This window comes from Acidobacteriota bacterium (assembly GCA_018001935.1).
Lineage (GTDB): Bacteria > Acidobacteriota > JAAYUB01 > JAAYUB01 > JAAYUB01 > JAGNHB01.
The window spans coordinates 1-19,151 of record JAGNHB010000049.1 but is presented as its reverse complement, the minus strand read 5'-3'; the positions used below and the strand labels follow the sequence as shown (position 1 = coordinate 19,151).

Annotated in this window: 16 protein-coding genes; 7 read left to right on the top strand and 9 right to left on the bottom strand. The window is 66.6% G+C overall.

All coding sequences use genetic code 11. The features are described 5' to 3' along the window. Positions 1–10 precede the first annotated feature (10 nt). Genes KA419_15975 through nuoE form a run of 3 tightly spaced genes read right to left on the bottom strand, consistent with a single transcriptional unit; the run spans position 11 to position 4,248 of the window. Positions 11–1,744, bottom strand: coding sequence for a [FeFe] hydrogenase, group A (locus KA419_15975; protein MBP7867431.1), 1,734 nt, complete (start codon positions 1,742–1,744; stop codon positions 11–13). A 9-nt stretch (positions 1,745–1,753) separates the two neighbouring features. After that, complete coding sequence (locus KA419_15970; protein ID MBP7867430.1) at positions 1,754–3,757, bottom strand: SLBB domain-containing protein; 2,004 nt, start codon at positions 3,755–3,757, stop codon at positions 1,754–1,756. Beyond that, complete coding sequence (nuoE, locus tag KA419_15965; protein MBP7867429.1) at positions 3,754–4,248, bottom strand: NADH-quinone oxidoreductase subunit NuoE; 495 nt, start codon at positions 4,246–4,248, stop codon at positions 3,754–3,756. The genes KA419_15970 and nuoE overlap by 4 nt, the downstream gene beginning before the upstream one ends. A gap of 501 nt (positions 4,249–4,749) precedes the next feature. On the opposite strand from nuoE, the gene KA419_15960 reads away from it, so the two are divergent. The 3 genes from KA419_15960 to KA419_15950 all read left to right on the top strand — a co-directional run bounded on the left by KA419_15960 (position 4,750) and on the right by KA419_15950 (position 9,707). After that, positions 4,750–6,138 carry a sigma-54-dependent Fis family transcriptional regulator gene (locus KA419_15960; GenBank protein ID MBP7867428.1) on the top strand — a complete coding sequence of 463 codons (1,389 nt, stop codon included), beginning with the start codon at positions 4,750–4,752 and terminating at the stop codon, positions 6,136–6,138. A 66-nt stretch (positions 6,139–6,204) separates the two neighbouring features. Further along, positions 6,205–8,958, top strand: a complete 2,754-nt coding sequence (locus KA419_15955) for a tetratricopeptide repeat protein (protein ID MBP7867427.1) — start codon at positions 6,205–6,207, stop codon at positions 8,956–8,958. Continuing rightward, positions 8,904–9,707: a CHAT domain-containing protein gene (locus KA419_15950; protein MBP7867426.1), complete on the top strand. Its 804-nt coding sequence runs from the start codon at positions 8,904–8,906 to the stop codon at positions 9,705–9,707. Before KA419_15955 ends, KA419_15950 begins: the two co-directional genes overlap by 55 nt. A gap of 210 nt (positions 9,708–9,917) precedes the next feature. On the opposite strand, the gene KA419_15945 is transcribed toward KA419_15950, so the two are convergent. The 5 genes from KA419_15945 to KA419_15925 form a co-directional block, all read right to left on the bottom strand. Beyond that, positions 9,918–10,112 (bottom strand): hypothetical protein, encoded by a 195-nt coding sequence (locus KA419_15945; protein MBP7867425.1) that lies wholly within the window; start codon positions 10,110–10,112, stop codon positions 9,918–9,920. 75 nt (positions 10,113–10,187) lie between these two features. Next, positions 10,188–12,575 (bottom strand): endopeptidase La, encoded by a 2,388-nt coding sequence (gene lon / locus KA419_15940; protein ID MBP7867424.1) that lies wholly within the window; start codon positions 12,573–12,575, stop codon positions 10,188–10,190. Positions 12,576–12,604: 29 nt separating this feature from the next. Further along, positions 12,605–13,039: an Hsp20/alpha crystallin family protein gene (locus KA419_15935; GenBank protein MBP7867423.1), complete on the bottom strand. Its 435-nt coding sequence runs from the start codon at positions 13,037–13,039 to the stop codon at positions 12,605–12,607. 126 nt (positions 13,040–13,165) lie between these two features. Further along, the gene (gene nrdR, locus KA419_15930) at positions 13,166–13,624 is read right to left on the bottom strand and encodes a transcriptional repressor NrdR (GenBank protein MBP7867422.1); all 459 of its coding nucleotides are present in this window, start codon (positions 13,622–13,624) and stop codon (positions 13,166–13,168) included. A 65-nt stretch (positions 13,625–13,689) separates the two neighbouring features. Then, positions 13,690–14,760, bottom strand: a complete 1,071-nt coding sequence (locus KA419_15925) for a class I fructose-bisphosphate aldolase (protein ID MBP7867421.1) — start codon at positions 14,758–14,760, stop codon at positions 13,690–13,692. Between the two features lie 171 nt (positions 14,761–14,931). On the opposite strand from KA419_15925, the gene KA419_15920 reads away from it, so the two are divergent. The 4 genes from KA419_15920 (at position 14,932) to KA419_15905 (ending at position 16,820) form a co-directional block, all read left to right on the top strand. Further along, positions 14,932–15,573: a threonylcarbamoyl-AMP synthase gene (locus tag KA419_15920; protein MBP7867420.1), complete on the top strand. Its 642-nt coding sequence runs from the start codon at positions 14,932–14,934 to the stop codon at positions 15,571–15,573. Positions 15,574–15,683: 110 nt separating this feature from the next. After that, positions 15,684–16,187: a polymer-forming cytoskeletal protein gene (locus KA419_15915; protein MBP7867419.1), complete on the top strand. Its 504-nt coding sequence runs from the start codon at positions 15,684–15,686 to the stop codon at positions 16,185–16,187. Positions 16,188–16,200: 13 nt separating this feature from the next. Next, entirely contained in the window at positions 16,201–16,653 is a 453-nt protein-coding gene (locus tag KA419_15910) for a YqhA family protein (protein ID MBP7867418.1), read from the top strand. Next, a complete protein-coding gene (locus KA419_15905; protein MBP7867417.1) occupies positions 16,650–16,820 on the top strand; it encodes a hypothetical protein in 171 nt (56 codons plus the stop codon). The genes KA419_15910 and KA419_15905 overlap by 4 nt, the downstream gene beginning before the upstream one ends. 71 nt (positions 16,821–16,891) lie before the next feature. On the opposite strand, the gene KA419_15900 is transcribed toward KA419_15905, so the two are convergent. Then, the gene (locus KA419_15900) at positions 16,892–18,751 is read right to left on the bottom strand and encodes a trypsin-like peptidase domain-containing protein (protein MBP7867416.1); all 1,860 of its coding nucleotides are present in this window, start codon (positions 18,749–18,751) and stop codon (positions 16,892–16,894) included. Between the last annotated feature and the right edge of the window lie 400 nt (positions 18,752–19,151).

The following is a 19,151-nucleotide window of genomic DNA, read 5'->3' as shown; positions in this document are numbered from 1 at the left end:
CCCGCCTCCTTCAGTACTGGTCCCGCTCCGTGTAGCGGGTGTGGAGCAGTTCGTGGGCCCGGTGGCTGTTCGGCTCCCCGAGGTACTCGTCGTAGAGCGCCTTGACGCCCGGGTTCTCGTGGGACCGCCGCAGCGCCTTCCCCCGGTCGATGGCGTAGACGGCCTTCATGCGGGCCTCGAGCACCTCCCGGTTCCGTGGCAGCGGCTGCCCGCCCCCGTCGATGCACCCGCCGGGGCAGCACATGACCTCGATGAAATGATAATCGGTCGCTTCCCCCGATTTGATCCGGTCCAGCAGGGCGGCGGCGTTTTTCAGGCCGCTCACCGCGGCCACCTTGAGCGTCAGGCCGCCCACCGGCACCTCGGCGGTTTTCACCCCGTCCAGGCCCCGGACGGCGGTCACGTCGGTTGACGCGGCCTCCTCGCCGGTCAGGAGGTAGTGAGCGGTCCGGAGGGCGGCCTCCATCACCCCCCCCGACGACCCGAAGATGTCGCCGGCGCCGGAGGCGATCCCCAGCGGGTCGTCGAAGGGCTCGTCCTCGAGCCGGTGGAAGTCGATCCCGGCGATCCGGATCATCCGGGCGAATTCCCGGGTGGTCAGGACGGCGTCCACGTCCGGGTGGGCGTGGGCGCCCATCTCGGGCCGCCGGGCCTCGAACTTCTTGGCGGTGCAGGGCATGACGGAGACCACGTAAAGGTCTTCGGGCGCGATCCCCTCCTTCTGGGCGAAGTAGGTCTTGATCATGGCCCCCATCATCATCTGGGGCGACTTGCAGGTCGACACGTGGGGCAGCAGGGACGGGTGGAAGTGCTCCACGTACTTGACCCAGCCGGGGGAGCAGGAGGTCAGCATGGGGAGCGGCTTGCCGGTCCGGACGCGGTCCACCAGTTCCGTCGCCTCTTCCAGGATGGTGAGGTCCGCGGCGAGGTTGGTGTCGAAAACGCGCTTGAAACCCAGCCGGTGGAGGGCCGCCGGGATCTTCCCGGTCACCACGGCCCCGGCGGGGAGACCGAACTCCTCCCCCAGGGAGACCCGGATCGCCGGCGCCACCTGGACCACCACGTACTTCCGGGGGTCGTTGAGGGCGTCAAAGACCGGCTTGAGGTGGTCCTTCTCGCGGAGGGCGCCCGTCGGGCACTCCAGGACGCACTGGCCGCAGAACACGCAGGGCGCCACGTTCAGGTCCCGGTTGAAGGCGGGAAGGACCATGGTCTCGAAGCCCCGCCCGGTGAAGTCGATGGCCCCGACGTTCTGGATTTCCTCGCAGACGCGCACGCACCGCCCGCAGAGGATGCACTTCTCGGGGTCCCGCTCGACGGCGGGGCTCGACAGGTCCATGTGGTACGCGCGGACCTTCCCCGAGAAGCGTTTCTCCCGGACCCCGTACTCGGCGGCCAGGGCCTGCAGCTCGCACGCCAGGTTCTTGGGGCAGTAGAGGCAGTCCTGCTTGTGGTTGGCCAGCAGCAGCTCGATGATAGTCTTGCGGGCCTGGCGCACCGCCGGCGTGTTGGTTTGAACCGACAGGCCCTCCTCGGCGGGGAAGGCGCAGGCCGGGACCAGGCGGCCGTCACCCCCGGCCTCCACCACGCAGATCCGGCAGGCCCCCGTGGGGGATAGCCCCTCGAGGCTGCAGAGGGTGGGGACCTTCACCCCGACCTCCCGGGCCGCCTCCAGGAGGGTGGCGCCCCGCCGCACCTCGACGGGGCGGTCGTTGATACTCAGTCGAACGCGTTCTTCGCTCATGTCGGTCTCCTATTCCGCGGTGATGGCGCCGAACCGGCAGACCTGCCGGCAGGTGTCGCACCGGACGCACTTGTCGTCCAGGATGAGGTGGGGCTGCTTCTTCTGCCCCACGATGGCCTTGGTTGGGCACTTCACGGCACAGACGGTGCAGCCCGTGCACTGGTCCGGGTTCACGGCGTAGGTCAGCAGGCCCGTGCAGGCGCCCGCCGGGCATTTGCGGTCGTAGACGTGGCTCTCGTACTCGTGCCGGAAGAAGCGCAGGGTGCTCAGCACCGGGTTGGGGGCCGTCATGCCGAGCCCGCAGAGGGAGGTGGACCGGATGGTCTGCGCCAGGCGGTCCATGTTGACGATCCCCTTGAAACGGAGAAGGTTGTCTTCCTCGGAGGTGGCGCGGTACGGCCGGACGATCAGGTCCAGGATCTCGAAGAGCCGGGTGGTCCCTTCCCGGCAGGGGATGCACTTCCCGCACGACTCCTTCCGGATGAAGTCCATGAAGAAACGGGCCACGTCCACCATGCAGGTGTTCTCGTCCATGACCACCAGGCCGCCGGAGCCCATCATGGCTCCCACATCCTTCAGGGACTCGTAGTCCACCGGGATGTCGAGGTGCGCCTCGGGGATGCAGCCGCCCGACGGCCCGCCGATCTGGACCGCCTTGAAGGCCTTGCCGCCGGGGATGCCCCCGCCGATGTCGAAGACGATCTCCCGCAGGGGGATCCCCATGGGGACCTCCACCAGGCCGGTGTTCCGGATCCTGCCCGTGACGGCGAACACCTTGGTGCCGGTCGAGTTCTTCGTCCCCAGGGCGGCGAACCACTCGGGGCCTCGGCGCAGGATGGACGGCACGTTGGCCAGGGTCTCCACGTTGTTGATGACCGTGGGGCGGCCAAACACGCCTCTCACGGCCGGGTAGGGCGGCCGGGGCCGGGGCATGCCGCGCTTCCCCTCGATGGAGGCGATGAGGGCCGTTTCCTCGCCGCAGACGAAGGCGCCGGCCCCCTTCTTGATGTGGAGGCGGAAGTCGGTGCCGCTGCCCAGGATGTTGTCCCCGAGAAGCCCCCAGGACTCCGCCTGCGCAATGGCGGCCTCGAGGCGCTCGATGGCCAGCGGGTACTCCGCCCGGCAGTAGATGATGCCTTCGGCGGCCCCGATGGCGAAACCCGCGATGGCCATGCCCTCCAGGAGGCGGTGAGGGTCGCTCTCCATGACGCCCCGGTCCATGAAGGCGCCGGGGTCGCCCTCGTCGGCGTTGCACACCAGGTACTTCGGCCCCGTCCCGGCGTTCCGGGCAAAGCCCCACTTCCGGCCCGTGGGGAACCCGCCGCCGCCCCGGCCCCGCAGCCCGGACCGGAGGACCCGGTCCACCACGCGCCCGGGGTCGTTTTCCTTCAGGACGTCCGCCAGGGCGCGGTAGCCGCCGGCGGCGACGTACTCCTCGAGGGAGGTGGGGTCGATGTGGCCGCAGTTCTCCAGGACGACGCGCAGCTGCTTGGCGAAGAAGGGGAGGTCGGCGGCGAAGGGCACGCCGTCCCACGCCCGGGCGCCGTTGGCGGAAGTAAACTGGCAGAGCGGCTTCACGGGGGTCTCCGAGACCCCCGTGGCCAGCTTCACCACGTCGTCCGCGTCGCCTGGGACGACGTTGGAGAGGAGGAGCCGGTTCCGGCCGGGGACCCGGACGTCCACCAGGGCCTCCTTCTCGCAGTAGCCGATGCAGCCCGTGGAAACCAGTTCCACGTCGAGCCTGTCCGTTCGGAGGCGCGCGGCGATCGCCGCGTGGACCTCCCCGGCGCCCGAGGCCAGGCCGCAGGTGCCCATCCCCACGAGGATGGCCGGCCGGTCGGCCGTCTCGCGGCGGACGCGGGCTGCCCGGGCGGCGACGGCGGACCGGCAGAGCGCGTCGTCGTGGCAGAGGGGGCCGTCCAGCCGGCAGGCGACGAAGTCCGGGCAGGGTTTTCCCGGCGCGTGGGTGCAGCGCGGGCAGCAGGGGTCGTTGAGGCGCATCGGGGCCTTCATTGCCGGACCTCCTCCTGCTTGCGGTAGCGGGCGAGGATCCGGGGCACCTCGTTGACCTCGAGCCGGCCGTGGAAGTCGTTGTTGACGGCGATCACCGGGGCGATGCTGCAGGCCCCGATGCAGGCCACGGTCTCGATGGAGAAGAGGCCGTCCCGCGTGGTCTGGCCGGGGCTGACCTTCAGTTCCTGGACCAAGCGCTCCAGGATGGCCGCGGACCCCTTCACGTGGCAGGCCGTCCCGCGGCAGACCCGGATCACGTACTTCCCCGGCGCCGTCAGGCGGAACTGGTTGTAGAAGGTGGCCACGCCGTAGATCTTGCTGGTGGGGATGCTCAGGTGGTTCGCCACCCGGCAGATGGACTCCTCGGACAGGTAACCGAACCGCTCCTGGGTGTCCTGCAGGATGGGGATCAGCCAGCGCCGCTCGCCGGACGGGTACTTCGACAGGATTTCGTCCAGGGCGGTCGTTTCAAACTGGATCACTGCGCTCATGGGTCTCCCTCGTCGAGAATTCGCAATACAGGATCGTCATGCAAACTGCGCGCCAAAACTTCCCCACCGCTGAACCCGGGTTACCCGGAAATGGAACCACGAAATACCCGAAATACACGGACAGGAGCGGGGGACAGGCCCGCGCGGTACGCGCGGGGGCGTTCCAGCCCGGGGCGAGCGAAGCAACGCCCCGGGGACCCCGTCCGTTCCTCCATCGGGTTCACCCGCCCCGAAGGCGGCGGGAGCCCACCGATGATCTCAAATCTTGCGCATTTTGCCCAAAATCCCACTTCGAAGGGACTGACAGCCGGGAGAGAATCGTGTCAAATCCGACAAAATCCGGGGAAGGCGGGGGAACTTTTTGTCAATTCTGACAATCAAACCGCGGGCGGTTTGGGCGGGTTTCTGATATGATATGAAATATGAGACGGTTGCGCCGGCGATGCCTCGCGGGGAACGCGATAAAGCGCAACTGAACGTTGCAGGGACAGGAAAACGACCATGGACAAGACCCCCCTGGTTCTGACCGTCGACGACGAGGAGGGCATCCTGCGCTCCATCGAGCGGATCCTCCTCCAGCAGGGCTACCGGGTGGCGGCCTTCGGCAACCCCCGGGACGCGCTGCAGTCCATCCGCGCCGAAGCCCCCGACCTGATGGTGGTGGACCTTCACCTGCCGGAGATGGACGGCATCCAGCTCATGCAGGCCGCCCGCACCATCGGGCAGGACACCGAGTTCGTCTTCGTCTCGGGCACCGGCACCATCGAGTCCGCGGTGGAAGCCATCAAGCAGGGCGCCTACGACTTCATCGAGAAGCCCTTCGACCGGACCGGCCTGGTCAAGGTGGTCCGCAAGGCGCTGGAACGGCACCGGCTGCTCCGGGAGAACCGGGAATTGCGCCACCGTCTCGAGCAGCTCTCCGACGGCGACCACGCCTTCACCTCGCAGAACCGGCGGATGCGGGACGTCCTGGACCTGGTCCGCCAGGTGGCGCCCACGTCGGCCACGGTTCTGGTGGTGGGGGAGAGCGGGACGGGAAAGGAGCGGGTGGCGGAAATCCTCCACCGCCTGAGCAGCCGCCGCCAGAAGCCCTTCATCAAGATCAACTGCGCCGCGCTTCCGGAGACCCTCCTGGAGTCGGAGCTGTTCGGCTACGAGAAGGGGGCTTTCACGGACGCCCGGGAGAGCCGTGCGGGGCGCTTCGAGATGGCCTCGGGCGGGACCATCCTCCTGGACGAGATCGGCGAGACCAGCCCCGCCATGCAGGTGAAGCTCCTGCGGGTGCTCCAGGAGCACGAGATCGAGCGGCTGGGCGGGGGGAAGACCCTCCCCGTGGACATCCGGGTCATCGCCTCCACCAACGCGGACCTCGAGTCCCTGGTGAAGGTCGGGAAGTTCCGCCAGGACCTCTACTTCCGCCTCAACGTGATCTGCGTCTCGCTGCCGCCGCTCCGGGAGCGGACCGAGGACATCCCCTTCATGGCCCGCGCCTTCCTCAACGACTACGCCGCCAAGAACGGCCGCCCCGGCATGACCCTCTCCAACGAGGCGATGGAACTCCTGCTCCGCTACCCCTGGCCGGGGAACATTCGGGAACTCCAGAACGTCGTCGAGCGGGCGGTGATCGTGGCCCGGGACGACTGCATCCTCCCCCGGGACCTTCCGAAGGGACTGCTGGATCTGGTCGAGGACGACCGCCCCGCCGCCCGCAAGGGCCCGGACGCCCCCCTGGGCGTGGACCGGAGCGACCTCGCGCTGCCGTTCGGGCTCTCCCTGGAGGAGGCCGAGCGCCGGTACGCCCGGGAGACCCTCCGGCGGCTCGGCGGGAACAAGCCCCTGGCCGCCAACCTCCTGGGCGTCAACCTCCGGACGCTGTACCGGAAGCTCTAGTCGAACGGCGTTGATACGCTCCGCCTCAGGCAGAATCTCTGAAATCCGGAATGCAAGGAGGCGACCATGGCCATCGGCGGCAGAAGCACCCTGGGCATCGTTTTCTGGGCGACCCTGCTGACGGCCAACGTGCACGGGGGGCTGGAAGCCGCTCCGGCGCCGGTTGATCCGGCGGTGGTGGAGTCGGTGAAGGAAAACTCCCTGGCTGACCGGGCAGGGTTGAAGGCCGGGGACGTCATCACCGGCCTGGAGGAGCAGGACAACCCCTCGCTCGAAGCGGTCCTCGCTCGCCGGTCGGACTGGGAGAAGGCCGGCGAAACCCGGTTCCGGGTCCGCCGCGGGTCGGAAATCATCCCGGTCAGGCTTCCGCAGGGTGATTGGGGGTTCGAGTTGCGGCCGGTTCTTTCGGAAACGCTGCTGGGCACGCTCAGAGAGGTCCGCCAGGCGCTGCGGGTGGAGGAAACCAGAGTGGGGGGGCTGGCCCGATGGCAGGCCCTGGCGGACCAGGTGGAGAAGGAAGGCCGGCCCGGCCCGGCGTGGTGGCTCCGGCTGGAACTGGCCAGGGCGCTGCGGGACCTGCGCCGATGGCAGGATGCCGAAAACGTCTGCCGTGGTGTCGCTGAACACGCGCCGGAGTCCGGAGTCTGGCGGTTTTTCGCGCTCCTGTCCCTGGCGCAGACCCTCTCTTCCGCCGGGGCCGAGGACACGGCCGCCGAGATCTTTACCCAGGCCCGAGCCCTGGCCGCGGCCCCCGGCTCGGAGGCCCGGCTGGCCGCCGTGCTCCAGTTGAACAGCCTTTTGGAGCAGCGTCGCGGACGGTTGCCGGAAGCAATGGAACTGGCGGAAAAGGTTCTGGCCATCTGGGAACGGCTTGCCCCGGACAGCCTGGCCTTCGCCGCCGGGCTGACCAACCGGGGTCATTTGTTTCGGGAACAGGGCAATCTGGCCGCCGCCGGGGAATATTTCAAGCGGGCCCTGGCCATCCAGGAACGCCTGGCCCCGGCCGGCACGGAAGTGAGTTCCAGCATCAACGGCCTGGGGCTCGTGGAATGGAAGCGCAGCAACCTGGCGGCGGCCCGGGAACACTTCCAGCGGGCCCTGGAGGTTCAGGAGCGCCTGGCCCCCGACAGCCTCAACGTGGCCTCGTGTCTCAACAATCTTGGCCTCGTGGCCATCGACCAGGGCGACCTGGGGGCGGCCAGGCACTTCCTGCAGCGTGGCCTGGCCATCCGGGAGCGCCGGGTGCCGGGCACTCGAAGGGTCGCCGACTGCCTCGTGAACCTGGGCAATGTAGCCTGGTGGGAAGGCGACTGGGTCACGGCGAGGAAGCATTACCTCCAGGCGCTGGCCATCGAGGAACGCCTGGCCCCCGACAGCCTGTCGGTTGCCGACATCCTCAACAACATCGGGCTGGTGGCGTGGAAACAAGGCGACCCGGCCGCCGCCCGGGTGTACCTGGCGAAAGCCCTGGTTCTCCGTGAGCGTCTGGCCCCCGGCAGCGTGGATTTAGCCAACAGCCTCAACAACCTGGGAGCCGTGGCGGGGGACCAGCAAGACTTCCCGGCCGCGAAGGATTACTTCCTCCAGGCGCTGAGGATCCAGGAGAAGCTGGCCCCCGGCGGCATCGATCTGGCCAGGAGCCTGGAGAACCTGGGTTCCGTGGCCCTGGACCAGGGCGATCCGGTCTCGGCCGTGCCGTATTTCCTGCAGAGCCTGGAACTGCGGGAACGGCTGGCCCCCGGCGGCCTGGACGTGGCCCGCAGCCACAGCGACCTGGGCAAGGCACGGAAAGCCCAGGGAGACCTGGCGGCGGCCCGGGAACATCACCGAAAGGCGCTGGAAATCCGTGAACGCCTGGCCCCCGGCAGTGTCACCATGGCCGACAGCCTGCAGCAGTTGGCGGAGGTCGAAGGGGCGATGGGGCATCTCCCCCGGCGCCTGGAATTGCTGGAAAAGACCGTGGATACCATCGAGGCCCAGCGGGAAAAGACCGGTGCGGCCTCGGCCAAGGCATCCTTCTCGGCGAACCAGGAGGGGTGTTACACGAACCTGATCGCGGCCTACCTGGAAGCGAATCGATCGGCAATCGCCCTGGAGACCTTGGAACGTTCCCGTTCACGGGCGCTCCTGGAAATGATCTCCTCCCGGAGCGTGGACCTTCAGGGCGAGGTCCCCGGCCCCTTGCTGGACCGGCGACGGGACCTGGCCAGGCGGCGGACCTTCCTCTACAACCGACTCGCCCAGGCCGATGCCCAGACCGACTCCGGGCAGATCGACGCCTGGCGTTCCGAACTCTTCATGCTTCCCCAGGAGGAGGATGCCCTGGCTGAGGAAATCCGGCAGGCATCTCCCCGCTTGGCCGCCCTGGAGTACCCCAAACCACTGGGGTACTCCGGCATCGTGAAAGCGCTGGAACCGGGCACCCTGCTCATCGCCTACGCCGTGGCGGAAGAGCGGACCCACCTGTTTGCGCTGCTCCGGTCCCGGTCGGGGAAAGCCTCCCTCCGAACTGCCATCCTGCCGGTGGGACGGGGAGAGATCGAGCGGCGGGTTCGCCTGCTGCGTTCGCAGTTAGGGTTGAATGCGGCCTCGAGAGCGGATTCTCAGGCCTGGAAAAAAAGCGCGGAGACCCTGTTCGCCCTTCTCCTGGCGCCGGCCGGCCGGGAGATCGCCGCCTGCAAACACATCCTCCTTCTTCCCGACGCCGCCCTTCACCTGTTGCCCTTCAGCGTGCTCACGCCGTCCGAGAAGCAGCGGCCGAGGGATTGGCGGCCAAACCCCTCGGCCTCCAGAAACCCTTGTCCGTCCAGCCTTCCCTGACGGTGTACGCCAGCTTGCAGGCCGACCGCCCGCGTTCAGCCACCCCGGGTGAGGCCACCTGGGCCGGCTTCGGGGATCCCCTCTACCCGGTCGGGGACCCTGACGGCGGCAGGGAGCCGGTCAACCCCGCCGACGGCGGGTTCCTCCTCCAACCACTCCCCGGGACAAAGGAGGAGGTCCTGTCCATTTCCGCCCTTTTCGGCGGCCCCCGGTCCAGGGTGTTTCTGGGTGGGGAAGCCAACGAGGACGCCGTGCGAACGCTCCCCGGGGAGACGAAATACCTCCATTTCGCCTGCCACGGGCTGATTGACGCCGATTTCCCCATGAACTCCGCCCTCGCCCTCTCGCCCGCGCCATCTTCGGAACCTCTCGATGCCGCCTCCCGGGACGATCACCGGCGCGACGGTTTCCTCCAGGCCTGGGAGATCATCCAGGATCTCCGGCTGGACAGCGAGTGCGTGGTCCTTTCGGCCTGTGAAACGGGCCTGGGAAAGGTGCTCGGAGGCGAGGGGATCATGGGTCTGTCCCGGGCCTTTTTCTACGCCGGGGCCCGGAGCGTTGTCGTCTCACTCTGGCCCATTTCCGACGAGTCCGCCCAGTGTTTCATGGAAACGTTCTACCGGGAGATTCTCGCCGGCGCCCCGCGCGATGTCGCTCTCCTGCGTGCCCGGGCCCGGTTGGCCCGGGAAGGGAACTACGCCCATCCCTTTCACTGGGCCGCCTTCGAACTGCACGGCCGCCGAGACTGAACCCCCGGTCAACCGGCATGGATGAACCGAAAAACATGAAATAGTTCAACGTGGCGTAAATTGCGCAGCACGTCCGGGCCAGACCCGCTCCGGCAGTCGTGGAAGTTCTCAGTAAAGTTCGCGAAGCCAGGACCGCGCCGAACGCAGGGTCACGTTCCCCTCCGTGAATTCCCGCTTGAGGTGACGGACGACCTGGATGCCCCGCAAACCTTACTTTCCGCAAAAGTGCAGCAGATGCGGCGCACGGTTGGTCTCCGTCCGCTTCGCCTCCACGAGGAACTTCGGCTGGTCGTTCTCAACGTGGCAGAAATCGACCTCGCGCCCGTCCCGGATCTTCAGGTAGTGGAGGGCCGACCGGGTCCCCTTCAGGTCCTCGTCGGCCACCGCCTGCTTGAGAAGGGACAACGCGACGACTTTGCGGAATTGTCAAGGCAAAACCGCCTTCGCTTGCGGTTCTGCCTCGCCCCCCCCGAAGGCCGTTCAGGCATTGACGCCCGTTGGGTGGGCCTGCGGGCCGATGGCGCGCCGCAGGACGTCCTGGACGGAGTCCACGTAGGTGAACTCCATCCCCTCCCGGACGAAGTCGGGGAGTTCCTCCACCTCCTTGCGGTTGATCTCGGGGAGGATCACCGAGCGGATGTCTGCCCGGCGGGCCGCCAGGACCTTCTCCTTGACGCCCCCGATGGGCAGGACGTCGCCCCGCAGGGTGATCTCCCCCGTCATGGCCACCTGCCGGGAGACGGGCCGGTTGGTGCAGACGGAGATGAGGGCCGAGGCGATGGTCACGCCCGCCGAGGGGCCGTCCTTGGGCGTGGCGCCCTCGGGCACGTGGATGTGGAAGTCGTGCTCGTCGAAGAAGGTGTCCTCGATGCCGTACTCGGCGGCGTTGGCCCGGGCGAAGCTGTGGGCGGCCCGGGCGGACTCCTGCATCACCTCCCCGAGCTTTCCGGTGAGGAGCAGGTTGCCCTTGCCCTTCATGGCGATGGCCTCGATGAAGAGGATGTCGCCGCCGGTGGGGGTCCAGGCCAGCCCCATGGCGATGCCGACGCGGTCCTTGTTGAGGAGCTTCTCCCGCGGGATCTTCTCGGCGCCCAGGTACTCGTGGACGTTGGCCTCCGTCACCCGGACCTTGACCGACTCCCCCCGGGCCACGCGCTTGGCCGTCTTCCGGCAGACCTTGGCGATCTCCCGCTCCAGGTTGCGCAGGCCGGCCTCCCGGGTGTAGCCGCCGACGATCCGGAGGATGCCGTCGTCGGCAAACTTCAGGGTCGTGCCCTTCAACCCGTTTTCCTTCAGTTGTTTCGGCACGAGATAGCGCTTGGCGATGTGGAGTTTTTCCTGCTCCGAATACCCGCTCAGGTGGATCACTTCCATGCGGTCCAGGAAGGCCGGCTGGATGGTCTCCAGCATGTTGGCCGTGGTGATGAACATGACGCTGGAAAGGTCGAAGGCCACTCCGAGGTAGTTGTCGCGGAAGGAGAAGTTCTGTTCGGGGTCCAGCACCTCGAGGAGGGCGGAGGAGGGGTCGCCCCGGAAATCCATGCCGATCTTGTCCACCTCGTCCATCATGAAGACGGGGTTGCGGGTGCCGGCCTGGTGGATCCCCTGGACGATGCGGCCCGGCATGGCGCCCACGTAGGTCCGCCGGTGCCCCCGGATCTCGGCCTCGTCGTGAACGCCGCCCAGGGAGAGCCGGACGAACTTCCGGCCGAGGGCGCGCGCGATGGACCGCCCCAGGGAGGTCTTCCCGACGCCGGGGGGGCCGACGAAGCACAGGATCGGCCCCTTGTGGCCCTGGGCGATCTTGCGCACGGCCAGGTGCTCGATGATGCGTTCCTTGATCTTCTCCAGGTCGTAGTGGTCGGTGTCCAGGATCTTCTGGGCCTTGTCGAGGTCCAGGTTGTCCTTGGTGTGCTTGCTCCAGGGGAGGTTCACCATCCAGTCGAGCCAGGTCCGCTGGGTGGCGGCTTCCGCCGACTCGGGGTGCATCTTCTCCAGGCGGTTGATCTGCCGCTCCACCTCCTCGAGGGCCTCCTTCGACATCTTGGCGGTGTTCGCCTTCTGGCGGTAGGACTTGATCTCCTGGGCGAACTCGTTTCCCTCGCCCAGTTCGTCCTGGATGGCCTTGAGCTGCTGGCGCAGGTAGTACTCGCGCTGGGAGCGGTCGATCTCGTCCTTGGCCTGGGCGTTGATCTTCTGCTGCATCCCCAGGAGTTCGATTTCCCGCTGGAGCATCTCGTTGACGCGCTGCAGGCGGCGGATCGGGTTGATGACGGAGAGGACCTCCTGGGCGTCCTTGACCTTGAGTTCGATGTTGGCGGCGGTCAGGTCCGCCAGCCGGCCCGGGTCGTCCAGGTTCGAGATGATGGCCATGATCTCGGTGGAGATGTTCTTGCCGAGGTTGCCGGCGTTCTCCACCGCCGCCTTGACGTTGCGGATCAGGGCTTCGACCCGGATTCCCGCCGGTTTGGCGTCGGGTTCCCGGACGGCCTCCAGCCGGGAGAGGATGAAGGGGCCGGAGAAGTCGGGCTCGACGATGCGGGCCCGCATCAGCCCCTGCACGAGGATCCGGAGCCTCCCGTCCGGCAGCTTGAGCATCCGCATGATGATGGCCACGGTGCCCATGGGGTACAGTCCGTCCTCCCGGGGCTCGTCCTCCTGGGGGTCCTTCTGGGTGGCCAGGAGGATGAGGCGGTTCTGGGATAGCGCCGAGTCCACGGCCTTGATGGAGGATTCCCGGTTCACGTAGAGGGGGACCACCATGAAGGGGAAAACCACCACGTCCCGGAGGGGAAGCAGCGGCAAGATGCCCGGGATCTGGACCTGCCCCTCGGACGATTCCACCGGGTTTCCGTTGTTCTGTTCCATTGTCAGTCCACCTCAGTCCATTTTACGTTTCACTCGTCCGACTCGAACCGGATGGGAACCTCGTAAACGGTTCCCCGCCGGTCGATCAGCTTGGGGAGAATCACCGTCAGGATACCGTTGGCCATGGAGGCGGTCACCGACTTGGGGTCGATGACCCAGTGCAGTTCCACCTGTTTCCGGAACGACCCGTAGGCTCGCTCCAGGAGCAGGAACCGGACCGCTTCCTTGTTGAGGAAATCCGGCTCCCGCTTCACCCCTTCGACGCGCAGAAACCGGCCGGAGATGCTCACGCGGACATCATTCTCCTGGACCCCCGCCAGGTCCAGCCGGATGACGATCTCCGTCCGGGTCTCGGCGAGGTCCATGCCGGGGGCGAAGGGCTCGGCCTCGAGCTTCGAGAGCTCGTGGGAGAACAGCAGGTCGTGAAGACTGGCGGTGTTCTTGTGGCCCGGTCTGTTACCCATCCTTGACATCCCCGTAAAAGGTACCATCGCCCTCCGGGCGATGGCTCAACCAAAGGCTGTACAAACACTTTCCCGTTCGTTTTCCGACGATTTGCGACCCCGTCGCCCCGACTCCACCCCGGGGGCTCACGCCCGCGACTCGAAGATTTCGCCGATTTCGCGCAGGAACTCGTTGACGTCCTTGAACTCCCGGTAAACGGAAGCGAAGCGGACGTAGGCCACCTTGTCCAGGCCGTGGAGGCGCTGCATGACCTTCTCCCCGATCTCGGCCGTGGGGATTTCCCGGTCGGAGTTCTCCTGCATCCAGGCCTCCACGTCCTCTACGAAACGTTCCAGGTCGGACCGGGAGACCGGGCGTTTCTCGCAGGCGCGCATCAACCCCGCCAGGATCTTGCCGCGGTCGAAGACCTCGCGCCGCCCGTCCTTCTTCACCACCACCAGCGGGATCTCCTCGATGCGCTCGTAGGAGGTGAAGCGGCGCCCGCAGGAGAGGCACTCCCGCCGGCGCCGGGTACTGTCGCCGTTGCGGCTCTCGCGCGAGTCCACGACTTTGTCGCCCAGGTGTCCGCAGAAAGGGCATTTCATCGTCAAATCCTCCCCCGGCGGTCCGGCCGCGGGCTTTGCGCGCCCCGGGCCGCACCGTTTTCGGGTCAGGCCACTTCCACGTCCTTGCAGAGGTAGACGTCCTGGATGGCGTTGAGGAGCTTGACGCCCTCCTTCATGGGTTTCTGGAACGCCTTCCGGCCGCTGATCAGGCCCATGCCGCCGGCCCGCTTGTTGACGACGGCCGTTTTCACCGCGTCCAGGATGTCCTGCTTCCCGGCGGCCCCGCCCGAGTTGATGAGACCGATGCGCCCCAGGTAGTTGTTGATCACCTGGTAGCGGCACAGGTCGATGGGGTGCTCGCTGCAGAGGTCGGTGTAGATCCGGCGGTCGAACTTGCCGTAGTCGGACTTGCCCATGTTCAGGGCCTCGTAGCCGCCGTTGCGCTCCGGCATCTTCTGCTTGATGATGTCCGCCTGGATCGTGGCGCCGAGGTGGTTGGCCTGGCCGGACAGGTCGGAGCTGACGTGGTAGTCCTTCCCCTCGATCTTGAAGGCGTTGTTCCGCAGGTAGCACCAGAGCACCGTCCCCAGCCCCAGTTCGTGGGCGGCCTGGAAGGCTTCCGAGATCTCGACGATCTGCCGGCCGCTCTCGTCCGAACCGAAATAAATGGTCGCCCCCACCGCCACGGCGCCCAGCTCCCACGCCTGCTCCACGGAGGCGAAGAGGATCTGGTCGGCCTTGTTGGGGAAGGTGAGGAGTTCGTTGTGGTTGATCTTGACGATGAAGGGGATCTTGTGGGCGTATTTGCGGGCCACGGCGCCCGTGACGCCCAGGGTGGAGGCCACGGCGTTGCACCCGCCCTCGATGGCCAGTTTCACGATGTTCTCCGGGTCGAAGTACTCCGGGTTGGGCGCGAAGGAGGCCCCGCCCGAGTGCTCGACACCCTGGTCGACGGGGAGGATGGAGACGTAGCCGGTCCCCGCGAGGCGCCCGGCGTTGAAGATCCAGGCCAGGTTTTTCAACACGTTGATGTTGCGGTCCGAAGGCCCGAAGATGCGGTCGATCCAGTCCGGCCCCGGAAGGTGAAGGCTCTCCCGAGGTATCTTGGGGTTGTTGAAACCGAGCAGGTGGTCGGCTTCCGGTCCGAGGACTTCCCTGATCTGGTCGATGGTCATGGTGTCTCTCCTCAGTTGAATTTCCGGTTATTTATTATATGCACGCTATGGCCAATGTCCACCCGGAAGTCGGACGGCCCCGGATATTTTTTGCAAATGCCTACCGTCTGTGATAAAAACGCGGATCGTCACCCCGGAAAACCGCCCGGCGGGCACTGTACGGAAGGTATTATGGAAACGCGAATTGTCAAGGTGCATTTTGAAACCCCCGACCGTTCCACGCTCAAGGCCGTGTCCCGCATGCTGGTGGACGGGGGCGTCTGCGTACTGCCCACCGACACCATCTACGGGCTGCACTGCCGGGCCGACCGGCCCGACGCCGTCCGGGACCTTCTGCAGCTCAAATGCCGCCCCGCGGACAAGCCCATGGTCGTCCTCGTTCCGTCCCCCGACTTTCCCGCGAAGGCCGGCATCCCGGTCCCCCCGATCGCCCGCCGCCTGATGGACAAGTTCTGGCCGGGCCCTCTCACGCTGGTGTTGCCCGACCCCGGCGTCTTCCCCCCGGAAGTGACCGCCGGGCTGCCCTCGGTCGCCCTCCGTTACCCCGGCTACCCGATCCTCCAGAAAATCCTCGAGTACGCCGGTGTCCCCCTCGTGTCCACCAGCGTGAACATCAGCGGCGAAGAACCGCTTCAGACCGTGGAAGAGATCATCCGGCGCTTCGGCGGGCGGGTCCGGGGCATCCTGGACGCTGGGGCCCTCGAGCCGCGCCGTCCCTCCACCCTGGTCTCCCTGGTGGAAACTCCCCCCCGGGTGATCCGGGAGGGGGCCATCCCCGCGTCCTTCATTCACCTCGACCCCGTTGATTCGTGATTTACTTTTTGAGTGAAAGGTGTAATATCGGTCCTGGATCCGGTGGAAAGTGAAACGACCCGCGGGCCCCGGGCCCTTCACCGGCAATGCAGGGAGAAGAAGAGGGAACCATGGCGCTATTCAAGAAGGACCGCAGCGACGAGTCGGTGAACTACCCCATGATGGAGGTGGAAAACGTCGCCCCCGTGGAAACGCGGCGGGCCGCCGCCCCGGGCCCGCAGTCCCCGTCGGGCGGCTCCGTCATCGGGAAGGGCCTCAAGTTCGTCGGGACCATCACCGGGGATGAAGACCTCACCATCGACGGGACTGTTGAAGGCGAGATCAAGACGAGCCGTGTCGTCGCCATCGGCCCCGGGGGCTTTCTGAAGGCGAACGTGCACGGCGAGTCGGTGATGGTGCTGGGGCGCGTCGTGGGAAACATCTCCGCGGACCAGAAGGTCGTCCTCAAGCCCACGGCCAAGGTGGAGGGCAACATCACCTGCGTCAGTTTCGTGGTGAACGAGGGCGCCTCCTTCGAAGGCAACATCAACATGCGCCAGGCCGCCAAGAACCAGGGGCCCCGCCGCAACGAAAGCGAAATTCCCCGGGAAGACGAAGCGATTTCAACCCCCTGACCCGTTTCGAACGATGAAAAACCCGATCAGAGAATTCCGTTTCGTTGCCGTCGTCGGGACGCTTTTCATCTTCGTGGCCTCGATCTCCACTTTCGTCTGGGGCTCGATACGAACCGTCAAGCTCGTCCAGGTCCTCCTGGTGGATTTCGACCGGTTCACCGCGGTGTCCGCCATCGAGGTTCTGGACTCCTTTCTGATCGCCTCGACCCTCCTGCTCTTCGGTTTCGGGCTCTACGACCTCTTCATCGGCGGCCTTGGCCTTCCCGCCGCGCTCACCATCAGGGATTTCCACGAATTGAAAAGCCGTCTCAGCGGCGTTCTCATCCTGCTGATGGTCGTCTTTTTCATCGAGCACTTCGTTCAGTGGAAGACCGGTGAGGATATCCTGCGCCAAGCCGCCGCCCTGTTCCTGGTTGCTGTCGCGCTGATCGCCTTCAACCGCTTCGGAGACACGGAAAAACAGTGAACCGCTCCGGGGCGAAAGACGGACGCTTCCGGGAAATGGGCCGCAGCGGGAAAACACAGTTGAGCGCCGGGACGACCTGCGTGGTCTCCGACGGCCTGAGTTCGCACCGCTCGCACTCCGAGCCGGGGGCCACGCTGCTCATCGTCGATGGGGATTTCCTGCGGTAGCCTTTGCCCGGAGGGCCGGCGGACACCGTAACGCCCGTTCCGGAGCCGCATCGGGAAGCGGCGCCCCCGGCTCACTTGCGGTAGATGAACCGGGCGACGTCGGCCTCGGAGATGATGACCGTGTCGCCGTTCTGCAGGACGGTTTCGGAAACCCGAGGTGTCCCCAGCGCGTTGACAAAGGTCCCGTTGGTGGACCCCATGTCCTGCAGGATCGGCTGGCCGTCGCGGATCCCCACCCACAAATGCCGCTTGGAGACCCGCCCGTCGGGGATGACGACCTGGGCGGAGTTGGCGTCCCGGCCGATGTACACCCCGGCGAGGGAGAGGGCGAAGCGCTGGTCCCGCAGCGGGCCGGAGGTGAAGACGATTTCACCGGGGCTGGCGAAGGCCGGGGGGACCACGATGGTCTTCCCGAAACTGTCGGGGGCCGCCTGCCCGGGGTAACCCATACCAGGGGGCGGCGGGGGCGGGACGGGGGGTTGCGGTTCCACCGGGCCGTACCCCTGCGGGTAGGGGGCTTCGCCGTAGGGGCCTGCCGGGGGATACGGCGGCGGGGGGGACGCGCCGTAACCGGGGTCGGGGTAAGCCGGCGGGGCGCTCCCGTAGGGGGCCTCGCCGTAGGGCGGGTAGGCCTCCGGGGGTTGCTCGTAGGCCTCGTAGCCGCCGTAGGGCGCCTCGGGAGGGACTTTCTTCTTTCTTCCCACGACGATCAGGATGACCACCGTCAGGACGAGGACGAGGCCGCCGCCGCCGATCCCCACCCAGAGCCAGATGTTCTTCGCGTCCGTCGATGAGGCGGTTTCGGCCGTGGAAGCCCCTCCGGACGGCGCCCCGGCGATGGGCTTGTCGCGGCCGGCGCCGATGGCCCTCCGGCACTCCTCCACGAAGCGGCCGGCATCCAGGTGCTGGGGGTAGAGCCGCAGGACCTCCTCGAACTTGGTCTTCGCCGCGGAGAAATTCTCGTTCCAGTAGAAGTTCAGCGCCTCGGTGAAGGCGGCGGTGGAGGGGCTGTCCGTGTTGGTGGTCCCCGCCTGGTGGATGAAGTCCATGATGGCGGTGGAGGGGAAGATGAAGGAGAACCCGCTGACTTCCTGCCCCCCGACGGTGTCCCCCCGGAAGGTGAGCATCCCGATGACCTCCCCGCGGTCGTTGAGGACCGGGCCGCCGGAGTTGCCGTGGGTGGTGGGGGCGCTGATCTGCAGCACCGGGCAGCCGTCCTCGAGGGTTTTCCGGGCGGAGACCTTCCCGTCGGTGATGGACGGCTCCAGGATGGAGGCGGAGTCCAGGACGTCGGTGTCCGCCGCAGCCGGAAAGCCGATGACGGTGATGTGGTCCTGAAGCTGGACCTTCTCGAAGTCCCCCAGCTTGAGAACGGGGGCGTTCTGCACGTCGATCTTGATGACGGCGATGTCCTTGCCTTCCCCCACCGGGGCCCCGAAGGACCGGACCGCGAAGGGGAGGTGCCGCTTGTCGGGCATGAGGACCAGGTGGATGTTCTGCGGTTCGCCGTTGACGGTGGTCATGCTCAGGATTTCGCGGCGGATCGCGTCGTTGATGGAGGCGGGGTTGATGGACAGGTCCCGGCAGACCGACTGGACGTACTGGTTGATGAGGGGCTCGAGCGCCTTCTCCCGGTTCCCCATGGTGAATTCTTTCGTGATTTCCACGACGTGGGCGTTGGTGGCGATGAAACCCGAAGGGTTGACGAAGAAACCGGACCCGGAGGCGATGGTGGAGACGGGGTACTGCTTCTGGATCCCTTTCGCTTCCCAGGTGAAGGTGAAGTTGGCGCTGACGCCGTCGATGATGCGGACGACGGAGGGTTTGCAGATGCTCGCCCGCCGCTGCTCGGTGTCCGCGGCCTGGCCGGGGGCCGGGGCGGGCAGGGTGTTCGTGAGGATCGCGAGAAGGAGGATATTTTTCAAGCGCATGGCAACCCCTTGCCGATTCGGGTTTCAGGCGGCTGGCCTCATGCTATCAGGATTCCGCCCCGGCATCAAGCCGCATTTTCAGGCACCCCGCGGCCTTCCGTTCGAACGGCCTCGGCACAGCACTTTCGCAAGGGAAAAAGTTGGCATGATCTAACCCCGCACTGATCGGGCTATCCGCTCGCGGAACGCCCGGGGTCACCTCACAAATCATTCTTGCAATATCAAGTTCCCTCTTGACTAGCCCCAAAACTTACAGTATATTCCATGTAAGATAGGAGGTCGCCATGGATTCTGACAACAAACTGCTCGGTTTTCGCAGCCAGTTGGCCCGCAAACTCCCTCAATTCCGCGAGATGTTGCCCGGCTCGCTCATCGTCAGGCAGCTGACGTGCGGCAAAGC